Genomic DNA, 19,316 nt, shown 5'->3' with positions numbered 1-19,316 from the left:
GCGTGTTCCGCGTGCCGGAGGTCGCCGCGGCTGGCCTCCGGCCGATCTTCGGCTCGCGTTTCCGCGTCCGGCTCGCTGGTTCCGTCTGTTTCGGTGTGCCGAGGCGCGTTCCGCGAGCCGGAGGTCACCCCAGCGGCCTCAGTCGCGCCACTCCACGTCCACGCGCACCGGCTCCGTGCCGATCGGCAGCCCGCCCGACACCCCGCGCCCGTCGACCCGCAGCACCGCGTCGCGGGGCGTCCGCAGCCGCGTCCCGTCCGCCGGCACCAGCCACTCCGCGCCCGGCACCCGCCGCGCCCACAGCGACGCCCGCCCCGGCGACCACTCCAGCCGGTCAACCACGGTCCCGCCGCGCGCCCGCAGCCCTGTCACCGCATCGCGCGCCCACACCGCCGGCAGCGCCGGCAGCGCCGGCAGCGTCTCGTCGTCCGACCCGAGCAGCATCGCCGCGTGGAGAGCGCTTGTGAGTGCCGGATGGTGCGGGCGTTCCTCGATGTGAGGGGACGCGAAGGGCACCTCGTTCGAGCCGGGGCCTCCCGCTCCTGGAACTCGGAGTATCGACCGTTCGAACGGCGACGCGGCTCTACACGCGGGTCGCGGAGGAGACTCTGTTGCGCAGGGCTTCGACGAGGGCCGTCACGGACTCATCGGGTGAGGCTCGAGTGATGGCCAGAACGGTGCGCTCGAGTGGCGGTCGCAGTCCGACGGCGACCGTTCCGGCCGAGAGGGCACTCCGCGGGACGGGGGCGATCCCGAATCCGGCGGACGCCAGGGCGGCGGCCTGCTGCACGGAGCGGGTCTGCAGGCGGTAGGAGACGACCACTCCCGCGCCGGCGAGGCGTTCCGCCAACCAGGCGCTGTAGCCGTTCGACGCGTCCACCCCGATCACGCCCGCCTCGTCGCCGAGCGCCGCGATCGGGATCCGACCCGGCGAGTCCTCTCCGGCGGTCCGGCCGACGACGACGATCTCCTCGATCCCCAAGCGCTCCACGAGCAGTCCGTCGAGCGTCGCCGGCCCGGGGACGACGACGAGGTCGAGGAGGCCGGCGCGCAGGTCCTCGATCGAGGCGGAGGCGCTGGTCGTCTCGACGAGCTGCAGCGGCGTGCGTCCGTCGGCGTTCCACCGGGTGACCACAGGGACGAGGAAGGGCAGCGTGAAGCTCTCGGCGACGGCGAGCCGGATCGGCTGCTCCGCGTCCGCCGTCCGCGCGGCCGCCACGGCGCGCTCGGCGGCGTCGACGGCGAGGCGGGCGTGATCGACGAGCGCTCGGCCGTACCGGGTGAGGGTCGCGCCGGCAGGGTTCCGGTCCACGAGGGGCACTCCGACTTCGCGCTCGAGGGACGCGACCTGGTGGGAGACCGCGGGCTGCGAGAGGTGCAGCTCGCGAGCGGTCGCGCCGATCGATCCGACCCGCGCCAGCACCACCATCACCTCGAGAGCTCGAAGACTGGGCATAGACGAACTCTATGCCTGACCTCTGATATACGACGGTCGTTTATGGACTGAGCGCGTCCTTCCCCTGGTTGTCTCGAAGGAAGGAGCCGCACCGGCTCCCCGACAGGAAGGCCACCATGAACGAGAAGAAGAACCGCGTGCTCGTCGTCGGCGGGGGATCCGGCATCGCCCGCGCTCTCGTGCGCGAGCTGCTCGCGAAGGGCGATGAGGTGATCGTCGGCGGGCGTCACCCGGAGGCCCTCGGTGATGACGCGACGGAGTTCGGAGACCGGTTCCGGTCCCTTCGGATCGACCTCGCCGACGAGGCGAGCATCGCCGCGGCCGCGCACCTCGGGCCGCTCGACTTCGTCGTGTCGTTCGCGGCGGCGCACGCGAACGGCCCGGTCCGCGAGCTGGAGCGCGACGCCGTCCTGACGGCGTTCGACGCGAAGGTCATCGGGCCGATCCTGCTCGCCAAGCACCTCGCCTCCTCGATCCGGCCGGGTGGCGGCTTCCTCTTCTTCTCCGGCGTCGCGGCGTGGAAGCCGTCGGCGGGGCTCGCGGTGATGGCGACGACCAACGGAGCGGTGTCCTTCCTCGTCGAGGCGCTCGCGGTCGAGCTCGCTCCGGTCCGCGCCGTCGCGATCTCGCCGGGGATCATCGACTCCGGCGCCTGGGACGCGCTGGGCGAGCAGGAGAAGTCAGCGATGTTCGCCGAGACTGCGGCCGGGAACCCCGCTCGCCGGATCGGCTCGGTCGGCGACATCGTCTCCGCCGTCCGCTTCGCCATGGACAACACGTTCGTGACCGGGACGACGCTGCACGTCGACGGCGGCGGGCGGCTCTCGTGAAGCGTCGCGCACCCCTGCTCGCCGTCGGTCTCGCCGGACTCCTCGCCACCGCCGGATGCGCCGGCACGGTCCCGACAGAGGACCCGGCGGCGGCGGTGAGCCGCGACGACGGCCTCGTGCAGCCCGGCACGGTGCATCTGGGCGGCTCGAGCGTCGACGAGAGCCGGCCCGTCGTCCTCCGCGCGCAGCAGCTCTACGCCTTCTGGAACACGGGCGACGCGTCCTGGCTCGAGCTCGCCGTCGACGACTCCTTCCTCGACCGCACCCTCCCCGAGGGGCGACCCCAGGGGCCCGAGGGGCCGATCGCCGCCTCGGAGCAGTTCCGCGCGGCCGTCCCCGACCTCGCGTGCTCACTCGACGACCTCTACGTCACGGGTGACACCTTCACGGCACGCCTGACCTTCACGGGCCACTTCACCGGCGTCTCCGGCGGAGTCCAGGGCGAGGGCCGGCCGATCGAGTTCGGCGCGATCGACATCCAGCACGTCGGCGCGAGCGGGCGGATCGTCGAGGACTGGCACCTCGAGGACGACCTGACCTTCCAGCAGCAGGCAGGCCTGCTGCCGGAACCGACCTCTTGACCTCTCCTCTGAGAGGCGCACTGGTCTGAGAGGCGCACTGGGGGTTCGTCGGCGAGGACGTCGACGACGGTTCCGACGATGCCCGGGTGCTCGGCCGACTGCCTGCCCGCATCAGGACGAGTTCGACGAGACCCGTGGCGTCGGAGGGAAGGCGCCGACCAGGCGTCAGTTCGCGGCGGAGCGGCCGCACTGTGTGCCGCCGTCTTCGGCGCGATCACTGCACGTGGGGTGGGCCGCCAGTGTCATACCGTGCGAGGACGTCCGCGGCGCTGATCGCGGCCGTCTCGATGTCCGGCTCGCCGACTCCGACGAGCCGCAGGCACCCGCGTGCGATCGACCGGCCGTAAGCCGCGCGGTCCTCCTGCTCACCCCAGTAGCGCTGGGACACGATGCTCTCCACGAGCCCGAAGACGAGGTCGACGTCCTCCGCCCGCGCCCCCTCCGGGTCGGTGACCTCGAGTGCGTGGAGTGCGAAGCGCCGGTGGCGCTCGTGCAGCGGGTCGAGACCGCGGCGGATGCCCTCCCGCTGCGGCTCGTCGGAGGTCCGCATCGCCGACGCGGTCCGGGCCGTCGACCCCGGCGGGCCTGTCCTGGTCTCCCGCAGTTCGAGCTAGCCGCTCCCGCGCGACGCTCCGGCGACGACGACGAGCAGTGCGGCCGTTCCCGCGAGGAGTGCGGCTGCGGCGACCAGTGCGGGGAGCCGGCCGTCGGGGAGGGGGACGCGGTCGGTGCTGCTGGTGGTGAGAACGCGGTGGTGGGTCCGGTAGCGATGGTGCGACTGGACGAGGATCAGGAGCGCGAGGAGCAGTCCGCCGCCGGCGGGCAGGAGGGCCCAGGGTCCGAGGATCGTGGGCAGGATGCGGATGCCGACGAGGGCTCCGGCGGTGAGCGCGAGCGCGGTGCGGCGCCAGGCGAGTGCGGTGCGCTCGGGCTGCAGCCCGGCGTCGAAGGGGCGCGCGGAGCGGTCGGTCTCGCTCACGCGAGGACGATCGCGAGGAGCACCAGGATCCCGGTGACGACGACGATCAGGCCCAGGGGCAGGGCGAGGGCGGCCGAGGGCAGGGGGGTGTTCAGTCGCAGGGCGCGCTCGGTGCGCGTCCAGCCGATCCAGGCCTGCAGAGGCGTGAGGATCCCGGCGGTGATCAGCAGGATCGATGCCGCGAGCCGGAAGCCGGGGTGCAGGCCCAGCCCGAGCGCCTCGAGGGCGACGCCGCCGGCGAGCAGGGCCAGCGCGGTGCGGATCCAGGCGAGGAAGGTGCGCTCGTTGGCGAGGCTGAAGCGGGCGTCGGGCTCGTCGCCGTGCCGGTAGACGTTCGCCGGGAACCGTCTCATGACAGCTCTCCGTCGCGCAGGCCGACGGTGCGGAAGCCGGCGTTGCCCATGGAGGAGTCGGGGGTGTTCGAGGAGCGGGCGGAGTTGCGGTAGCGGTTGCAGTAGGAGAGGTGGCAGAGGTACGAGCCGCCGCGCAGCACGCGCGCCTGCCCGGCCGCCGGTCCGCGGGGGTCGGTGACGGGCTCGGGCGTGTAGGCGCGGGGGTCGTACCAGTCCGCGCACCACTCCCACACGTTCCCGACGCTCTGGTGCAGCCCGTACCCGTTGGCCGCGAACGCGGCGGCCGGTGCGGTGGTCAGCCAGCCGTCCTCGACCGTGTTCTGGGTGGGGAAGCGGCCCTGCCAGATGTTCGCGCGCCAGCCGCCGGCGTCGACCTCGTCGTCGCCCCACGGGTACTTCGCGCCCTCGATCCCGCCGCGCGCCGCGTACTCCCACTCCGCCTCCGTGGGCAGTCGCCGGCCGGCCCAGCCGCAGTACGCCTGCGCGTCGTTCCAGCTCACGTGCACGACCGGGTGGTCGAGGACGTCCTCGATGCCCGAGTCCGGCCCGCCCGGGTGGGCCCAGTCCGCGCCGCGCACCCCGTACCACCAGGGCGTGCCGGACGCGGGGCCCATGACAGCGGACCGAGGTGCCCGCACGGCCAGATGGAACACGGCCGAGAACCCGAACGTCTCGGCCTCCGTCCGGTACCCGGTCGCCTCGATGAAGCGGGCGAAGTCGGCGTTGGTGACCGTCGTCGCGTCGATCGAGAACGCGGCGAGCGAGACCCGGTGCCGGGGAGTCTCGCCGTCGCCGCGGTTCTCGTCGCCGGACGAATCGCCCCGGAGGTAGTCGCCCCGGGGGATCCGGGCCTGAGGCACCCGGTGCTCACCGCGGACCGCGGGGCCCAGAGGCAGCGGGCGGGGTCCGATGCGGGTCGCCGTCCCGCGAGAGGGCGGGCCGCAGGTGCACGAAGGGCCGCACTCAGTCATGCGTCGAGCCTACGGCGACCGTCGCCGTGAGAGGCGTGGAGGAGGAGGCGGTCATCGTCGGCCCTTTCGCGCGCAGGTGGATCTCGGGTGCGGTCGGCGGCTCCTACTGCGCCGAGCGGATCGAAGTGACGTACTCCTGTAGGCGCCCGAAGAGCTCGTGGTCGTACGGTCCCCACTCGGGGCGCGGCGTCTCCGGGCCCGCGTAGGGCTCGTCGTCGTAGTGCCGCTGGTACTCCGCGAGCTTCACCTCGAGGCCGGCCTTGATCTCGGCGTAGGCCGGCTCGTCGGCGACGTTGCGCATCTCCTCGGGATCGGCGGTGAGGTCGTAGAGCTCCCACTCGGGTTCGAAGACCGCGTCGGAGGCGCCCGGGACGCCGAGGCCCGCACCGTAGTAGTAGATGAGCTTGTAGGAGTCCGTGCGGATGCCGTAGTGGGCGGGAGCGGCGTGGATCGGGTCGTCGTGCTCCCAGTAGCGGTAGTAGACGGCGTCGGGCCAGTCCGCGACCTGCTCGCCGCGCAGCAGCGGGAGGAAGCTCCGGCCCTGGGACGTGGGCAGCGCCTCGTCCGCGGCGATGCCGCAGACGTCGAGGAAGGTGGCGGCGAAGTCGACGTTCGTGATGATCGCCTCCGACCGGGTGCCCGGCTCGATCGCGGCCGGCCACTTCATCAGCATCGGCATCTGCAGGGACTGGTCGTACATCAGGCGCTTGTCGAACCAGCCGTGGTCGCCGAGGAAGAAGCCCTGATCGGAGGTGTAGACGATCAGGGTGTCCTCGGCGAGGCCCTTCTCCTCCAGGTGGTCCAGGAGCCGTCCCACGTTGTCGTCGATGGACTGGATGCACTGCAGGTAGTCGCGCATGAAGATCTGGTACTTCCAGCGCATCCGCGCCTCGCGGTTCTCCGGGCCGCGCAGCTCCTCCGGCATGTCGACCTTGAGGTCGTCGCCGCCCATGTCGTCGGCGATGGTCATGTGGACGCCGCGGACGGCCTTGCTGCGCGAGGCGCTGTCGTCGAGGAAGGTCTCGGGCTCGGGGATCGAGCCGTCGGCGTAGAGGTGGGCGTGCTTCTCATCGGGGACCCAGGGGCGGTGCGGGGCCTTGTGGTGCACCATCATGCAGAACGGCTCGCCCTCGTCGAGACTGTCGAGCCAGTCGATCGAGAGGTCGGTCACGATGTCCGTCGCGTAGCCCGGGACGACCGCGGTGCCGTTCTCGTCGATCATCTCCGGGTCGACGTAGTCGCCCTGTCCGGGGAACACCTTCCAGGTGTCGAAGCCCCGGGGCTGCGAGACGCCGTGCTCGCCGAGGTGCCACTTGCCGAACATCGCGGTGCGGTAGCCGGCGTCGTGCAGGACGTCGATGAAGGTGGGCACGCGGTAGTCCATCTCGGTCCAGATCGACGAGACGCCGTTGAGGTGGCTGTAGGTGCCGGTGAGGATCGAGGCCCGGGAGGGGCTGCAGATCGAGTTGGTGCAGTAGACGGCGTCCATCCGCATGCCCTCGTGGGCGATGCGGTCGAGGTTCGGCGTGCTGTTCACGCGGCTGCCGTACGCCGAGATGGCATGCGCGGCGTGGTCGTCGGACATGATGAAGACGACGTTGGTCATCGGGGGCCTTCCGTGTCGTGTGCTCGCGGCGATCGTCCGCCGGTATCGAGCGTGGGAGCGAGGGTGATGCGGGACGCCCGAGTTCCGGGATCGCGGGCGTCGATGATGAGTCCGGCCGCGATCTCGCCGGCTCGTCGCAGGGGCAGTCGGCTGTAGGTGAGCCGCGTCCAGAGGCGGGGGTCGAGCTGGCCGCCGGCGAGAGCGGCCACGCGCAGGCCGGCGTCAGTCATGGCCGCCCAGCGGTAGACCGCCTCGACGTCCGCCCCCCAGGAGCACACGAGCGCCGTGGTATCGGTGTCGTGGGCGAGGATGGCGGCGGCGGCCTCGTCGAGTCGTCGGGTGATGTCCACGGAGTAGTCGGAGCCGGCTGACGGATCGGACTCGAGCCGGGTGAGCAGATCGTCGGTCATTCCCGTCGAGACGGGGAGGCACGACAGGCCGTGGGAGGAGGTGGCGGCGGCCATGGCGGTGGTGCGCACGCGGTCGGCACGTGAAGTCACCTGCGGCAGCACGTGCACGATCCGCGTCACGCCCTCCTCTCGGAGGTGGCTGATCAACTCCTCCACACCAGCGGCGTAGTCGAAGTCGATGGTGGCCCAGGCCGTGTCGGCGGTGGAGCCGCAGTCGAGCGCCGTGAACGGGACGCGATGCTCGACGACCGCACGGGCGAGGTCGGCCGGAACCTCGTGGTCGTCGTGGCCGATGAACACCAGACCCTCGAGGCGTCCGCCGCGGGCGTCCTCCACGCAGTTGTCGGCCGAATCGCCGTCCAGGAGCGCGAGATGGAAACCCCTTGCCGCCAGACCTTCACTCAGCCCCTGAGCGATCTCCGCGTAGCGCGGAGTGGTCAGTGGCTTGTTCAGGAGCACACCGATCGTCCGGCTCGAGCGGGCCTGGAGTGAGCGCGCCAGCCCGTTCGGCACGTAGCCGAGCGTGCGTGCCAGCATCCGGATCCGCGTCTTCGTCTCCGATGCCAGCACCACCGTGCTCTGGTCGTTCAGCGCATAGGAGACTGTCGACACCGAGACTCCGGCTCGTGTGGCGATGTCCTTGAGGGTGATGCGACTCATGCGACTAGGACACCACGGCCACGCGGCGGCTCTCGAGCTCTTCGCTGTTGCCCTCGACCGCGCGTCGACCCAGGGGGTACCAGAACAGCAGGATCAGCGCGACGACGGCGTAGAGCACTCCGGGCACCAGGGTGGCGACCGTGTAGATGCCCTGGATCGTGCCGGGCGACTGCACAGCTGCACCCGCCTGGAAGCCGATGAAGGCGAGTGCGTATCCGCCGAGCCCGCCCGCGAGCCCGAGTCCGACCTTGCGCGCCCAGGTGTTCACGGCGTAGACCGTGCCGTCGTCGCGTTGCCCGGTGCGCACCTCCTGGAAGTCGATCACGTCGCTGATGATCGCCCAGACGAGGAGGTTGAAGGAGCCGATCCCGAATCCGGCGATCACGCTGATGGCGATGAACACCCACGGCGAGGTCACCCCCACGAAGAACAGCACGAAATAGAGGGTGGAGCTCCCGAACAGCAGGACGACGAGAAGTTCCTTCTTGCCGAAGCGACGGCCCAGTCGGGAGATGAAGGGCGCCGCGATCAACGCTGGCAGGGCGTTGGCGAGCCCAGCCACCCCTGAGAGAGCGCCGTTGTTGAAGTAGATGAGCCAGAGATAAGCGCCAACGGATCCGGTGAGAAGCGATGACAGGATGAGAACCAGGTTCGCTGACATGAGCGAGAGCAGCGCCCGGTTTCCGGCCAGCGAGGCCAGGAGTCTGCCGAAGCTCGGCTTGTCGACGTTCGGGATCGAGCGGACCCGCTCGCGGACGAGGGAGTAGCAGAGTACGTAGAAGACGAGGGCCAGCGCCGAGAAGACGATGCCGATCGTGAAGAACGCGGAGGGCAGGACCTGCGAGACCCCATCGACCGTCGCGTAGAGGAACAGCGGCGGTACGAGGGCGACGAAGATGCCGGCGAGGTTCGCGCCGACTCCGCGGAACACGGAGAGGGAGGCGCGCTGGCCGGGGTCCTGGCTCATCACCGAGGCCAGCGATCCGTACGAGATGTTGACCATCGTGTAGAAGACAGTGCCCCACAGGACATAGGTCACGGCCGCCCAGATCATCTTCGCTGGGTAGTCCCAGTCGGCGGCGAAGGGGGAGTAGAGCAACGCGCTCACGACCGCCAGCGGGATGGCCGCGCGCAGAATCCAGGGACGGAACCGGCCGGCCCGCGACGGTGTGTGGCGATCAAGAAAGCGGCCCCAGCCGACATCGGTGAACGCATCGACCAGACGCATCACGAGGAAGAGCGTGCCGACGTGGGCCGGATTCAGGCCGAGCACGTTCGTGTAGAAGATCAGCAGGTAGCTGGAGGCCAGGATGAAGATGAAGTCGTTCCCGAGGTCGCCGAAGAGGTAGCCGACCTTGTCCTTCCAGGTGAAGGAACGGACGGAGGCGATCGTCTCCGTCGAACTTGTGTGGGTCGTCATTGTTCTCCTCGTCGAGATGGGGTCGGAGGCAATGTATACGACTCAAACGTTTGAGGTAAGGCGACCTGGAAGTCCCGCCCGCTCAGGTGAGGGCGGGGGGCGCGGTGGCCTTCGCGAGCGCGTCCTGGCGTCGACTCCTGCCACGACACGAAGAAGGTGGCGGCGACCGGACGGTCAGCCGACCGGCCGGGGTGCGACGTCCTGGGCCGGCCCCGGCGCTTCGGCAGACGTCGAACCAGCGCGGCAGTGAACGCGAGCACCGCCGCCCGCAACTGCGACCCACACCTTGGACCCCGTCGAGCGGGAGTCCGTGCGGTTGAACTGACATGGTCTCGACTATCGGATAAGCGCCCAGCTGTGCCTCTCGCGCGGATGAGGCGCGAGGATCGGCCGACTGGGGTGCGGGGTCGGCCACTCGTGCCCAGACGCGTTCCGCGAGCCGGAAGTCGCCGAGAGCAGCCTCAGTCGCGCCACTCCACGTCCACGCGCACCGCCTCCGCGCCGATCGGCAGCCCGCCCGACACCTCGCGCCCGTCGACCCGCAGCACCGCGCCGCGGAGCGTCCGCAGCCGCGTCCCGCCCGCCGGCGCCAGCCACTCCGCGCCCGGCACCTGCCGCACCGTCAGCGACGCGCGTCCCGGCTCCCACTCCAGCCGGTCCACGACCAGCCCGCCGCGCGCCCGCAGCCCCGTCACCGCACCGCGCGCCCACACCGACGGCAGCGCCGGGAGCACCGTCAGCGACTCGTCGTCCGACCCGAGCAGCATCGCCGCGACCAGTCCCGGCAGCCCGCCGCTCGCGTCGAGGTTGAAGATGCGCCCCGCGTCGTGCCGGGTCGTCAGCGTCGGCGACCAGTGCTCGACCGCCAGCCACTCGGCACAGGTCAGCGCCGACTCCGCATCTCCCAGCGCCGCGGCCGCCGTGCCGACCTGCACCAGCCCGAACGCCATCTCCATCCGCCCCGGGGGAGCGGTCGGCGCCTCGGCCCGCCACGCGATCTTCGCGGCCACCGTCGCCGCCGCGGCCGCCCGCAGCCGCACGGCCGCCGCACCGTCCCCCACGAACGCCGCATCGCCCCCGTACCAGAGCGGGTACAGCTGCGAGGCGTGCCGGTGCGCGATCTCCTCCGGGAACCGCGGATCGATCCACTCCGCGAGCGTGCCGTCCTCCGCCACGCGGTACTCCGGCAGCTCGGCGACCACGCGCGCCCAGCGCTCGTCGAGCGAGTCGTCGCCGCGGGCCCGCCCGAGCAGCGCGGTCGCCCGGGCGGCGTCGCGCAGCACCGCAACGTCGATCGTCGCGTCGACGGCCAGCGGCGAGCGCGCCCCGCCGGGCGTGTTCTCGGGGGAGTAGGACGGCACGATCCGCCGGACCCCGTCGACCACGATCGTGCCGGTCTCGGCGAAGCGGAGCACGCCCTCGGCCAGCTCCCACAGCCGGTCGTCCACGATCCCGCGGTCGCCCGTCGCGGCCACGGCGTCGGCGGCGAGGCGCAGCACCCAGCCGCCGCAGCCGGTCCAGAACAGGTGCGGGTAGCTCGCCGCGAAGTGGTCCGCGCGGCCGTGCGTCGACATCCGCGACGGCAGCAGCATCCCCTCCGCTCCGTAGACGAGGCGCGCGTTCTCGCGGTAGTCGTCGAGGTGCGGCAGCACCAGCTCCAGGATCGACAGCGCGAGCTCGGGCGTGCCGGTCGGGATCATCCCGGCCATCGCCCCGTTCTGCACGTTGCCGTTGAGCGTGTAGTCCGCGGACCAGGCCGGCCGCCAGGTGCCCTGCCAGACGCCCTGCAGCGTCGGCGGCAGCTCACCGGTCGAGGCGACGATGTTCGCCCGGCCGCTGAGGTACGCGAGCTCGACGACGCGGCGGCGCGCGCCCTCGTCGCCGGCGCGGGCCTCGTCCCAGAGGTCCTCGGTGAGCACGGCGGAGGAGGCGCCGGCCAGGTCGAGAGCGGAGGCGCCGACGAGGCGGCCGTGGCCGTCGCGCTGCGCCGTGCGCAGGTCGGTCCACGACAGGTCGTCCGCCACCGGCTCCCCGTCCGAGAGCGAGAGGTCGAGGCGGAGGAGCCGGGGCGCACCGGCCGCGACCGGCGCGACGGAGCGCGTGACGTCTCCCTCCACCTGCCACGGCGTCCCGGTGGCGGCGGTCACGACCGCGCGGACGCGCTCGCCCCCGGTCTCCGCGCTGCCGGTCCCGGCCAGGGCGACGAGCCGCCCCGTCGCCCCGCCCTCGACGCTCGCCTCGACGACCGCCGACGCGTCCGGGACCCCGGTGTCGAACGAGGTCGCGTCGCCCGCGCCCAGCCCGAGCTCGACGACGCTCTCGCCGTCCCGGTCGGACTCCACGCACAGCCGGACGCTCTCGCCGCCGTGCGGGGCGATCAGCCGCACCGCGTGCCGCCCGCCGTCGAGGTCGGTCCACTCGACCGCGACCTCGCCCAGCCGCGGATCGATCAGCCGGCGGCTCGACGCGACGCCGCCGGCCGTGCGGATCGAGACGGTCGCGCAGATCCCGAGCGGATCGGTCCAGATCAGGCCGCCGTCGTAGCCGCTGGAGCGCGCCCCGCGGGTCAGGGCCTCGCTCGCCGCATCGGCGTCGCCGGCCAGCAGGGCGCTGCGCAGCTCGTCCCGCACTCCGGCGAGATCGGGCGCGGCGGGTCGCGCATTGACGGGCAGGAAGTACCGCTCGTGCGCCAGGGACACGGTGAGCGCGTCGGCCGGCCCGTGGACGACGGCGCCGACGCGGCCGCTGCCGACGATCAGCCCCTCCTCCCAGGTGGGAGCGGCGGTGGCGGTGACGAGGAGGTCGGTGCGCGACGATGCGCTGTCGATCGAGGAGATGATCGGTTCCTTTCGGGCTCGAGGGAGCGCCTGATATGTTGCCTGGAACTTCAAATTACCTCTCCCGGTGCGACGGCGCACGGGAGTCGAGAGTAAGGACTCCGCGATGACGCGACCGATCACCCTCTTCACCGGCCAGTGGGCAGACCTCCCGTTCGAGGAGGTGGCCCGTCTCGCCGGCGAGTGGGGCTACGACGGCCTCGAGATCGCCTGCTGGGGCGACCACATCGACGTCGCCCGCTGGGACGACGCGGAGTACGTGCAGAGCCGCAAGGACATCCTCGAGAAGAACGGCCTCCAGGTCTTCGCGATCTCGAACCACCTCACCGGCCAGGCCGTCTGCGACGACCCGATCGACGCGCGCCACCGCGACATCCTCAGCGACCGCGTCTGGGGCGACGGCGACCCCGAGGGCGTCCGCCGGCGGGCCGCGCAGGACCTCAAGGACACCGCCCGCTTCGCCGCCGCGCTCGGCGTGAAGCAGGTCAACGGCTTCTCCGGCTCGTCGATCTGGAAGGGCGTGGCGATGTTCCCGCCCGCGTCCGACGAGTGGATCGCCGCCGGCTACCAGGACTTCGCCGACCGCTTCAATCCGATCCTCGACGTCTTCGAGGAGGTCGGCGTCCGCTACGGCCTGGAGGTGCACCCGAGCGAGATCGCCTACGACTACTGGACCGCGAAGCGCACCCTCGAGGCGATCGGCCACCGGACGTCCTTCGGCTTCAACTTCGACCCGTCGCACTTCGTCTGGCAGCAGCTCGACAGCGTCGCGTTCATCCTCGACTTCGCCGAGCACATCTTCCACGTGCACGTGAAGGAGTCGATCGCCAACCTCGACGGCCGCAACGGCGTCCTCGGCTCGCACCTGCCCTGGGCCAACCCGCGCCGCGGCTGGACCTTCGTCTCGACCGGCCACGGCGCCGTCCCGTGGGAGCCCGTCTTCCGCGCCCTGAACGCGATCGGCTACACCGGCCCGACCAGCGTCGAGTGGGAGGACGCCGGCATGGACCGCCTCGACGGCGCCCCCGAGGCCCTCGCCTTCGTCCGCAAGCTCAACGCCATCACGCCCCCGGCCGACGCCTTCGACGCGGCCTTCTCCACCTCCCGCTGAGCGGCGCGGCGCCGGTGATCGAGCGGCCGGCGCGATCGAGCGGCTGGCGCCGCGCCCCTCCTCTCATGCTGATCGAGTAGCCCGCGCAGCGGGCGTATCGAGATCCACCGTCACCGAGACCTCGGCCTGCAGTCCCGCGTTCTGACGACGTCGGGTCTCGATACGCCGCTCCGCGGCTACTCGACCAGCATGCGGTCCGCACAACATCAGCTGAGGGCAGGGGGCATCGCCTGACAGCGGAGGCCACCCCTTCTCAGCTGATGTTGTGCAGCGCCGCAGGCTCGATGCTCATCGAGCGGCCCTTCATGCTGATCGAGTAGCCCGCGCAGCGGGCGTATCGAGATCCACCGTCGCCGAGACCTCGGCCTGCAGCCCCGTCGTTCTGACGACGTCGGGTCTCGATACGCCCCTGCGCGGCTACTCGACCAGCATGCGGTCCGCACAACATCAGCTGAGAGCAGGGTCCCTCGCCCGTCAGCGGAGGCCACCCCTTCTCAGCTGATGTTGTGCAGCGCCGCAGGCTCTTCATGCTGATCGAGTAGCCCGCGCAGCGGGCGTATCGAGATCCACCGTCACCGAGACATCGGTGTTGCAGTCCCACCGTGCAAGCGACGCCGAGTCTCGATACGCCCCTGCGGGGCTACTCGACCAGCATGCAGGGCGTCCTCCGCTGATCAGGCGACCCCGGGAATGCACGAACGGCCGGCCCCCGTGGGGAGCCGGCCGTCGGTCGTGCAGTGTCCCTACAGCCCCTGCGCGAGGCGGTAGTACGCCGCGTTCGAGCGGATGTCGGCCTCGAAGCCGCGGAGGGTGGTCGACTCGTCGATGACGAGGAGCTCGACGCCGGCGATGCGGGCGAAGTCCTCCCACGCCTCCAGGCCGATCTGCGTCGTCATGACGGTGTGGTGCGCGGCGCCGGCCGTGATCCAGGCCGCGGCGCTGGTGCCGAAGTCGGGGGCGGGCTGCCAGACGGCGCGGCCGACCGGGAGGTGCGGCAGCGTCTGCGGCGGCTCGACGGTGGTCACCTTGTTCGCGACCAGGCGGAAGCGCTCGCGCACGTCGCTCAGCGCGACGACGACCGCGTCGCCGGCGTCGGCGGTGAAGACCAGGCGCACCGGGTCCTCGCGGCCGCCGATGCCCAGCGGGTGGATCTCGAGCGACGCGCGCTTCGACGACAGCGACGGCGACACCTCGAGCATGTGCGCGCCGAGGATGAGCTCCTCGCCGGGCGTCATGTCGTAGGTGTAGTCCTCCATCAGGCTGGTGCCGCCGGGCAGGCCGGCGCCCATCACCGCGGCGATGCGGATGAGGACGGCGGTCTTCCAGTCGCCCTCGCCGCCGAAGCCGTAGCCGTCGGCCATCAGGCGCTGCACGGCGAGACCCGGGAGCTGACGCAGCCCGCCGAGGTCCTCGAAGCTGTCGGTGAACGCCTCGAAGCCGCCCTCCTCCAGGAACGAGCGCAGGCCGATCTCGACCGCCGCGCCGTAGCGGAGCGACTCGTGGCGCTCGCCGCCGGGGAGCAGCTCGGGCACCACGTCGTAGCTCTCGACGTACTCCGCGACCAGCGCGTCGATGTCGGCGTCCGTCGCCGCGTCCACGCGCTCGACGAGCTCGTTCACCCCCCAGGTGTTGACGCTGACGCCGAGGCGGATCTCGGCCTCGGTCTTGTCACCCTCGGTGACGGCGACGTTGCGCATGTTGTCGCCGAAGCGGGCGACCTTCATGCTCTGCGAGGCCGACCAGCCGGCCGCGGCGCGCGACCAGATGCCGATCGACTCGGTGACCCGGGAGTCGCTCGCGTGGCCGACGACCGTCTTCCGCGGCACGCTCATCCGGCTGAGGATGTAGCCGTGCTCGCGGTCGCCGTGCGCGGCCTGGTTGAGGTTCATGAAGTCGAAGTCGATGTCCTGCCACGGCAGGGCGACGTTCGCCTGGGTGTGGAAGTGCAGCAGCGGCTTGGCGAGCGCGTCGAAGCCGTGGATCCACATCTTCGAGGGGCTGAAGGTGTGCATCCAGGTGATGACGCCCACGACGGAGTCGTCGGAGTTCGCCTCGATCATCGTGCGGCGGATCGCGTCGGAGCTCTTCAGCACCGGCTTCCGCTCGACGGTGACGGGGATGTCGCTGGACTCGTTCAGCTGCGCGACGACGGCCTGCGACTGCTCGGCGACCTGGCGGAGGGTGTCCTCGCCGTAGAGGTCCTGGCTGCCGGTGAGGAACCAGACGGTGCGGGTCGCGAGGTCGGGGATGATGCTGCGGGTCATGCGAGTGCTCCGGTGGGGTTCTGTCCGTAGACGTTCTGGTAGCGGTCGAACAGGGCGTCGATCGACTCCTGCGGGATGGGGACGAGCTCGCCGCCCTGGCGCGCGATGTGCACGGTGCGGGCGACGTCCTCGGTCATCACCGCGGCCTTGACGGCGTCCTTCGCGTCCTTGCCGATGGTGAAGACGCCGTGGTTCTGCATCAGGACGGCGCGCGAGCGGTGCCCGGTGAGCGTCGAGACGACGCCGCGGCCGATCGAGTCGTCGCCGATGATCGCGAACGGGCCGAGCGGGATCTCGCCGCCGAACTCGTCCGCCATCGCCGTGATGACGCAGGGGATCGCCTCGGCGCGGGCCGCCCAGGCGGTGGCGTAGGTGGAGTGCGTGTGCACCTGGCCGCCGACCTCGGGCATCTCGCGGTAGACGTAGGCGTGCGCGGCGGTGTCGCTGGACGGGCTGCGCTCGGAGCCGAGGCTGCCCGGGACGACGGTGCCGTCGAGGTCGCAGAGGATCATGTTCTCGGGCGCGAGGTCGTCGTAGGAGACGCCGCTCGGCTTGATCACGAAGAGGTCGGCGCCGGGCACGCGGCCGGAGATGTTGCCGCCGGTCCAGATGACGAGGCCGTAGCGGACGAGCTCGGCGTGCAGGCGGGCGACGTCCTCTCGGACGCGGGCGATCGCCGCCTCGACCTCGGGGCCGAACCCGGCGGGCGCAGCGGTCGTGCTGTCGGTCATGCGGTGTCTCCTTGCGTGGTGAGGGTGTCGACGGCCGTCTGCTCGACGGCGAGGCCGGCGCGGTAGCGCTCGAGGTAGGCGGTGAAGCCGGCGACGTCGGCGCTGTCGGGCGCCACCGTCTCGAAGCCGGCGTCGCCGAAGACCTGCTCGGTCAGGTAGGAGTCGAGGGTCGTCCCCTCCTGCAGGCGGAAGGCGGCGAGCACCGCCATGCCCCAGGGGCCGCCCTCGGAGGCGGTCGCGGCGACCGAGACCGGGGCGTCGAGCGCTCCGGCGAGGAAGCGCTGGGCGACTCCGGCCGTGCGGAACATGCCGCCGTGGGCGAACATCTCGTCGATCACGACGCCCTCGCCGGCCAGCACGCGCATGCCGAGCGCGAGCGTGCCGAACACGCCGTAGAGCTGCGCGCGCATGAAGTTGGCCAGCGTGAGGCGCGAGTCGGGGGTGCGCACGACGAGCGGGCGGCCCTCGACGAGCCCGGCGATCGGCTCACCGGCGAGGTGGTTGTAGGCGAGGAGCCCGCCCGCGTCGGCCTCGCCGGCGAGCGCCTCTGCGAAGAGGGTGCCGTAGACGGCGTCGCTGTCGGAGGGGCCGCCCGAGGCCGCGGCGAACCGGGAGAACAGGCCGACCCAGGTGGCGAGCTCGCTCGCGCCGTTGTTGCAGTGCACCATCGCGACGAGGTCGCCGGCCGGAGTCGCGACCAGGTCGAGCTCGTGGTGCACGCTCTCGAGCGGGCGCTCCAGGACGACCATCGCGAAGATGCTCGTGCCGGCGCTGACGTTGCCGGTGCGCGGGGCGACGGAGTTGGTGGCGACCATGCCGGTGCCGGCGTCGCCCTCAGGCGGACAGAACGGCACGCCGGCCTGGAGCGCGCCGGTCGGGTCGAGCAGCAGCGCGCCCTCGGCGGTGAGCTCGCCGGCCGCGGCGCCCGCGGGGAGGACGGCGGGCAGCAGCTCGCGCAGCGGCGGCAGGGTGCCGGCGACGCGGGCGTCGTAGCGCTCGAGGACGGTCTCGTCGTAGTCGCGGGTCGCCGGGTCGGTCGGGACCATGCCGGAGGCGTCGCCGACTCCGAGGACCTTCTCGCCGGTGAGGCGCCAGTGCACGTAGCCGGCGAGGGTGGTGAGGAAGTCGATCCTCTCGACGTGCGGCTCGGAGTCGAGGACCGCCTGGTGCAGGTGCGCGAGCGACCAGCGCAGCGGGATGTTCGCGCCGAACAGCTCGGTCAGCTCGGCCGACGCGGGGCCGGTGCTGGTGTTGCGCCAGGTGCGGAACGGGACGAGGAGCTCACCCTCCGCGTCGAAGGCGAGGTAGCCGTGCATCATCGCGGAGACGCCGAGCGCCCCGACCGTGGTGAGGCGCGCGCCGTGGCGCTTCTCGGCGTCGGCGACGAGGTCGGCGTAGGCGGCCTGGAGCCCCTCGTGCACGGCGTCGAGCGAGTACGTCCAGCGGCGGTCGACGAGCCGGTTCTCCCACTCGTGGCTGCCGACGGCGAGGACCACGGACGGGTCGGCCGCGTCCACGAGGCAGGCCTTGATGCGGGTGGAGCCGAGCTCGATCCCGAGGGCGGTCGCGCCGCTCGTGATCGCCTCGGCGGGGGGCCGTCGCTGGTCCATTGCACTCCTCGCTGAGGGCCATGTGACCGTTCACAAAGCCACGGGCCAGCGTAGGCGAAGGCGCGCGCCGTCGGCAAGCGCGGGGCGCGGTCGGCGGGTCTCGCTGCGCCGCTGCGCGGCTGCTCGACCAGCATGTGGCGCGCGATCTCCATGCTGGTCGAGTAGCGCCCGCAGGGCGCGAGCTTCATGTTGGTCGAGTAGCGCCCGCAGGGCGCGTATCGAGACCCGCCATCCGCCGGACCCCCGCCTCAGACCGCCCGTGTCGAGTCCCGCTCCACCAGCACCGGCGGCACCGGCCGGTCGACGGCGGCCGGCTCGCCGCGCAGCTCCGCCAGCACCACGCCGATCGTGCGGCGGCCGACCTCGGCGAAGTCCTGCCGGATCGTCGTCAGCGGCGGCCGGTAGTGCGCGGCCTCGGGCACGTCGTCGAAGCCGACGACACTCAGGTCCTCGGGCGCGCGCACGCCGCGGTCCGCGCAGGCGTGCAGCAGCCCGAGCGCCATCTGGTCGTTCCCGGCGACCACCGCGGTGAGGTCGGCGACCTCGTCGAGCAGCCGCAGCCCCGCCCGGTATCCGGACTCCGCCGTCCAGTCGCCGCCGATCACCGCGGCCGGCTCCAGCCCCGCCTCCGCCATCCGCGCGGTGAACCCGTCGAGGCGGGCGTGCGCCTCCACCCAGTGCTGCGGGCCGGCGAGGTGGGCGATCCGGGTGTGGCCGAGCGCGAGGAGGTGCTCGGCGGCGAGCCGCGCACCCGCGGCCTGGTCGACGAGGAGCCGCGGGTCGGCCCCGCGCCCCGCCGCGCCGAGGGTGACGAACGGCACTCCGATCGCGAGGCTCTCGATCGCCTCGAGCGCGCGCTCCTGCGGCGCGAGCACGACGATCGCCTCGACCGCCTCGCGCTGGAGGTGCTCGAGCGCGGCGGCCAGCGACTCCGCGTCGGGCGCCGCGTTGACCACCGGCACCCGGTAGCCGGCGTCGCGCGCGGCCTGCTCGATCGCGGCCATCGCCGTGGCGGTGCCGTAGAAGCTGTGGCTCTCGGCGGCGAGGATGCCGATCAGCCCGGAGCGGCCGGCCGCGAGAGCCCGGGCTGCGGCGCTGCGCCGGAAGCCGAGGTCGTCGATGGCCGCGAGCACCTTGTCGCGGGTGCGCGGCCGGACCTGCGGGCTGTCGTTGAGCACGCGCGACACCGTCTGGTACGAGACGCCCGCGCTGACCGCGACGTCGCGGATCGTCGGCTGTCTCGGCATGGGGTCACCGTAGCGCCCGGCGCTCGCGGCCGTCGTGGCCCACCGTGCTGGTCGAGCAGCCCCGCAGCGGCCTCCGCATGCTGGTCGAGCAGCCCCGGAGCGGCCTCCGCATGCTGGCCGAGCAGCCCCGCAGGCGCCCCTGCATGCTGGTCGAGCAGCCCCGCAGGGGCGTATCGAGACCCGCCGTCCTCAGCAGGACAGGTCTGCAGACTCGTCTTCTGGCGCTGGTGGATCTCGATACGCCCGCTGC

17 protein-coding genes are annotated in these 19,316 nt (G+C 72.0%); 3 read left to right on the top strand and 14 right to left on the bottom strand.

Translation table 11 applies throughout. The annotated features are described in order from the left end of the window. Positions 1–138: 138 nt before the first annotated feature. Both MT351_RS09860 and MT351_RS09855 read right to left on the bottom strand, forming a co-directional pair. The gene (locus MT351_RS09860) at positions 139–444 is read right to left on the bottom strand and encodes a glycoside hydrolase family 95-like protein (RefSeq protein ID WP_243582075.1); all 306 of its coding nucleotides are present in this window, start codon (positions 442–444) and stop codon (positions 139–141) included. Between the two features lie 139 nt (positions 445–583). Continuing rightward, the gene (locus MT351_RS09855) at positions 584–1,456 is read right to left on the bottom strand and encodes a LysR family transcriptional regulator (protein WP_243582074.1); all 873 of its coding nucleotides are present in this window, start codon (positions 1,454–1,456) and stop codon (positions 584–586) included. Between the two features lie 116 nt (positions 1,457–1,572). Between MT351_RS09855 and MT351_RS09850 the strand changes: the two genes are divergently transcribed. Both MT351_RS09850 and MT351_RS09845 read left to right on the top strand, forming a co-directional pair. Then, on the top strand, positions 1,573–2,286 hold the full coding sequence (locus MT351_RS09850) for an SDR family oxidoreductase (protein WP_132436890.1): 714 nt from the start codon (positions 1,573–1,575) through the stop codon (positions 2,284–2,286). Then, the gene (locus tag MT351_RS09845; RefSeq protein ID WP_243582073.1) at positions 2,283–2,867 is read left to right on the top strand and encodes an ester cyclase; all 585 of its coding nucleotides are present in this window, start codon (positions 2,283–2,285) and stop codon (positions 2,865–2,867) included. The genes MT351_RS09850 and MT351_RS09845 overlap by 4 nt, the downstream gene beginning before the upstream one ends. Positions 2,868–3,081: 214 nt before the next feature. On the opposite strand, the gene MT351_RS09840 is transcribed toward MT351_RS09845, so the two are convergent. The 8 genes from MT351_RS09840 to MT351_RS09805 form a co-directional block, all read right to left on the bottom strand. Further along, positions 3,082–3,417: a hypothetical protein gene (locus MT351_RS09840; protein WP_243582072.1), complete on the bottom strand. Its 336-nt coding sequence runs from the start codon at positions 3,415–3,417 to the stop codon at positions 3,082–3,084. A gap of 60 nt (positions 3,418–3,477) precedes the next feature. Beyond that, on the bottom strand, positions 3,478–3,846 hold the full coding sequence (locus tag MT351_RS09835) for a DUF202 domain-containing protein (RefSeq protein WP_132436896.1): 369 nt from the start codon (positions 3,844–3,846) through the stop codon (positions 3,478–3,480). Continuing rightward, positions 3,843–4,199, bottom strand: a complete 357-nt coding sequence (locus MT351_RS09830) for a YidH family protein (RefSeq protein ID WP_123736328.1) — start codon at positions 4,197–4,199, stop codon at positions 3,843–3,845. Before MT351_RS09830 ends, MT351_RS09835 begins: the two co-directional genes overlap by 4 nt. Continuing rightward, on the bottom strand, positions 4,196–5,170 hold the full coding sequence (locus MT351_RS09825) for a formylglycine-generating enzyme family protein (RefSeq protein ID WP_243582071.1): 975 nt from the start codon (positions 5,168–5,170) through the stop codon (positions 4,196–4,198). Before MT351_RS09825 ends, MT351_RS09830 begins: the two co-directional genes overlap by 4 nt. Before the next feature lie 103 nt (positions 5,171–5,273). Beyond that, complete coding sequence (locus MT351_RS09820; RefSeq protein ID WP_123736327.1) at positions 5,274–6,776, bottom strand: sulfatase; 1,503 nt, start codon at positions 6,774–6,776, stop codon at positions 5,274–5,276. Further along, complete coding sequence (locus MT351_RS09815; protein WP_132436900.1) at positions 6,773–7,846, bottom strand: LacI family DNA-binding transcriptional regulator; 1,074 nt, start codon at positions 7,844–7,846, stop codon at positions 6,773–6,775. The genes MT351_RS09820 and MT351_RS09815 overlap by 4 nt, the downstream gene beginning before the upstream one ends. A 4-nt stretch (positions 7,847–7,850) precedes the next feature. Continuing rightward, on the bottom strand, positions 7,851–9,266 hold the full coding sequence (locus MT351_RS09810) for an MFS transporter (protein WP_123736325.1): 1,416 nt from the start codon (positions 9,264–9,266) through the stop codon (positions 7,851–7,853). A 461-nt stretch (positions 9,267–9,727) separates the two neighbouring features. Further along, on the bottom strand, positions 9,728–12,184 hold the full coding sequence (locus MT351_RS09805) for a glycoside hydrolase family 95 protein (RefSeq protein WP_243582070.1): 2,457 nt from the start codon (positions 12,182–12,184) through the stop codon (positions 9,728–9,730). Positions 12,185–12,209: 25 nt separating this feature from the next. Here MT351_RS09805 and MT351_RS09800 point away from each other — a divergent pair, with 25 nt between their 5' ends. Continuing rightward, positions 12,210–13,214 carry a sugar phosphate isomerase/epimerase gene (locus tag MT351_RS09800; protein WP_123736555.1) on the top strand — a complete coding sequence of 335 codons (1,005 nt, stop codon included), beginning with the start codon at positions 12,210–12,212 and terminating at the stop codon, positions 13,212–13,214. Between the two features lie 743 nt (positions 13,215–13,957). On the opposite strand, the gene araA is transcribed toward MT351_RS09800, so the two are convergent. From araA to MT351_RS09780, 4 genes are all read right to left on the bottom strand, one after another. Then, on the bottom strand, positions 13,958–15,478 hold the full coding sequence (gene araA, locus MT351_RS09795) for an L-arabinose isomerase (protein WP_243582069.1): 1,521 nt from the start codon (positions 15,476–15,478) through the stop codon (positions 13,958–13,960). Further along, positions 15,475–16,209: an L-ribulose-5-phosphate 4-epimerase gene (locus tag MT351_RS09790; RefSeq protein WP_123446858.1), complete on the bottom strand. Its 735-nt coding sequence runs from the start codon at positions 16,207–16,209 to the stop codon at positions 15,475–15,477. Before MT351_RS09790 ends, araA begins: the two co-directional genes overlap by 4 nt. Continuing rightward, positions 16,206–17,819 carry a xylulokinase gene (locus tag MT351_RS09785; protein WP_243582068.1) on the bottom strand — a complete coding sequence of 538 codons (1,614 nt, stop codon included), beginning with the start codon at positions 17,817–17,819 and terminating at the stop codon, positions 16,206–16,208. Before MT351_RS09785 ends, MT351_RS09790 begins: the two co-directional genes overlap by 4 nt. Before the next feature lie 248 nt (positions 17,820–18,067). Further along, entirely contained in the window at positions 18,068–19,066 is a 999-nt protein-coding gene (locus MT351_RS09780) for a substrate-binding domain-containing protein (RefSeq protein ID WP_132436908.1), read from the bottom strand. Positions 19,067–19,316 lie beyond the last annotated feature (250 nt).

This window comes from Rathayibacter sp. VKM Ac-2926, assembly GCF_022815565.1.
Taxonomy (GTDB): domain Bacteria; phylum Actinomycetota; class Actinomycetes; order Actinomycetales; family Microbacteriaceae; genus Rathayibacter; species Rathayibacter festucae.
This window is presented reverse-complemented; position numbering and strand designations above follow the sequence as displayed.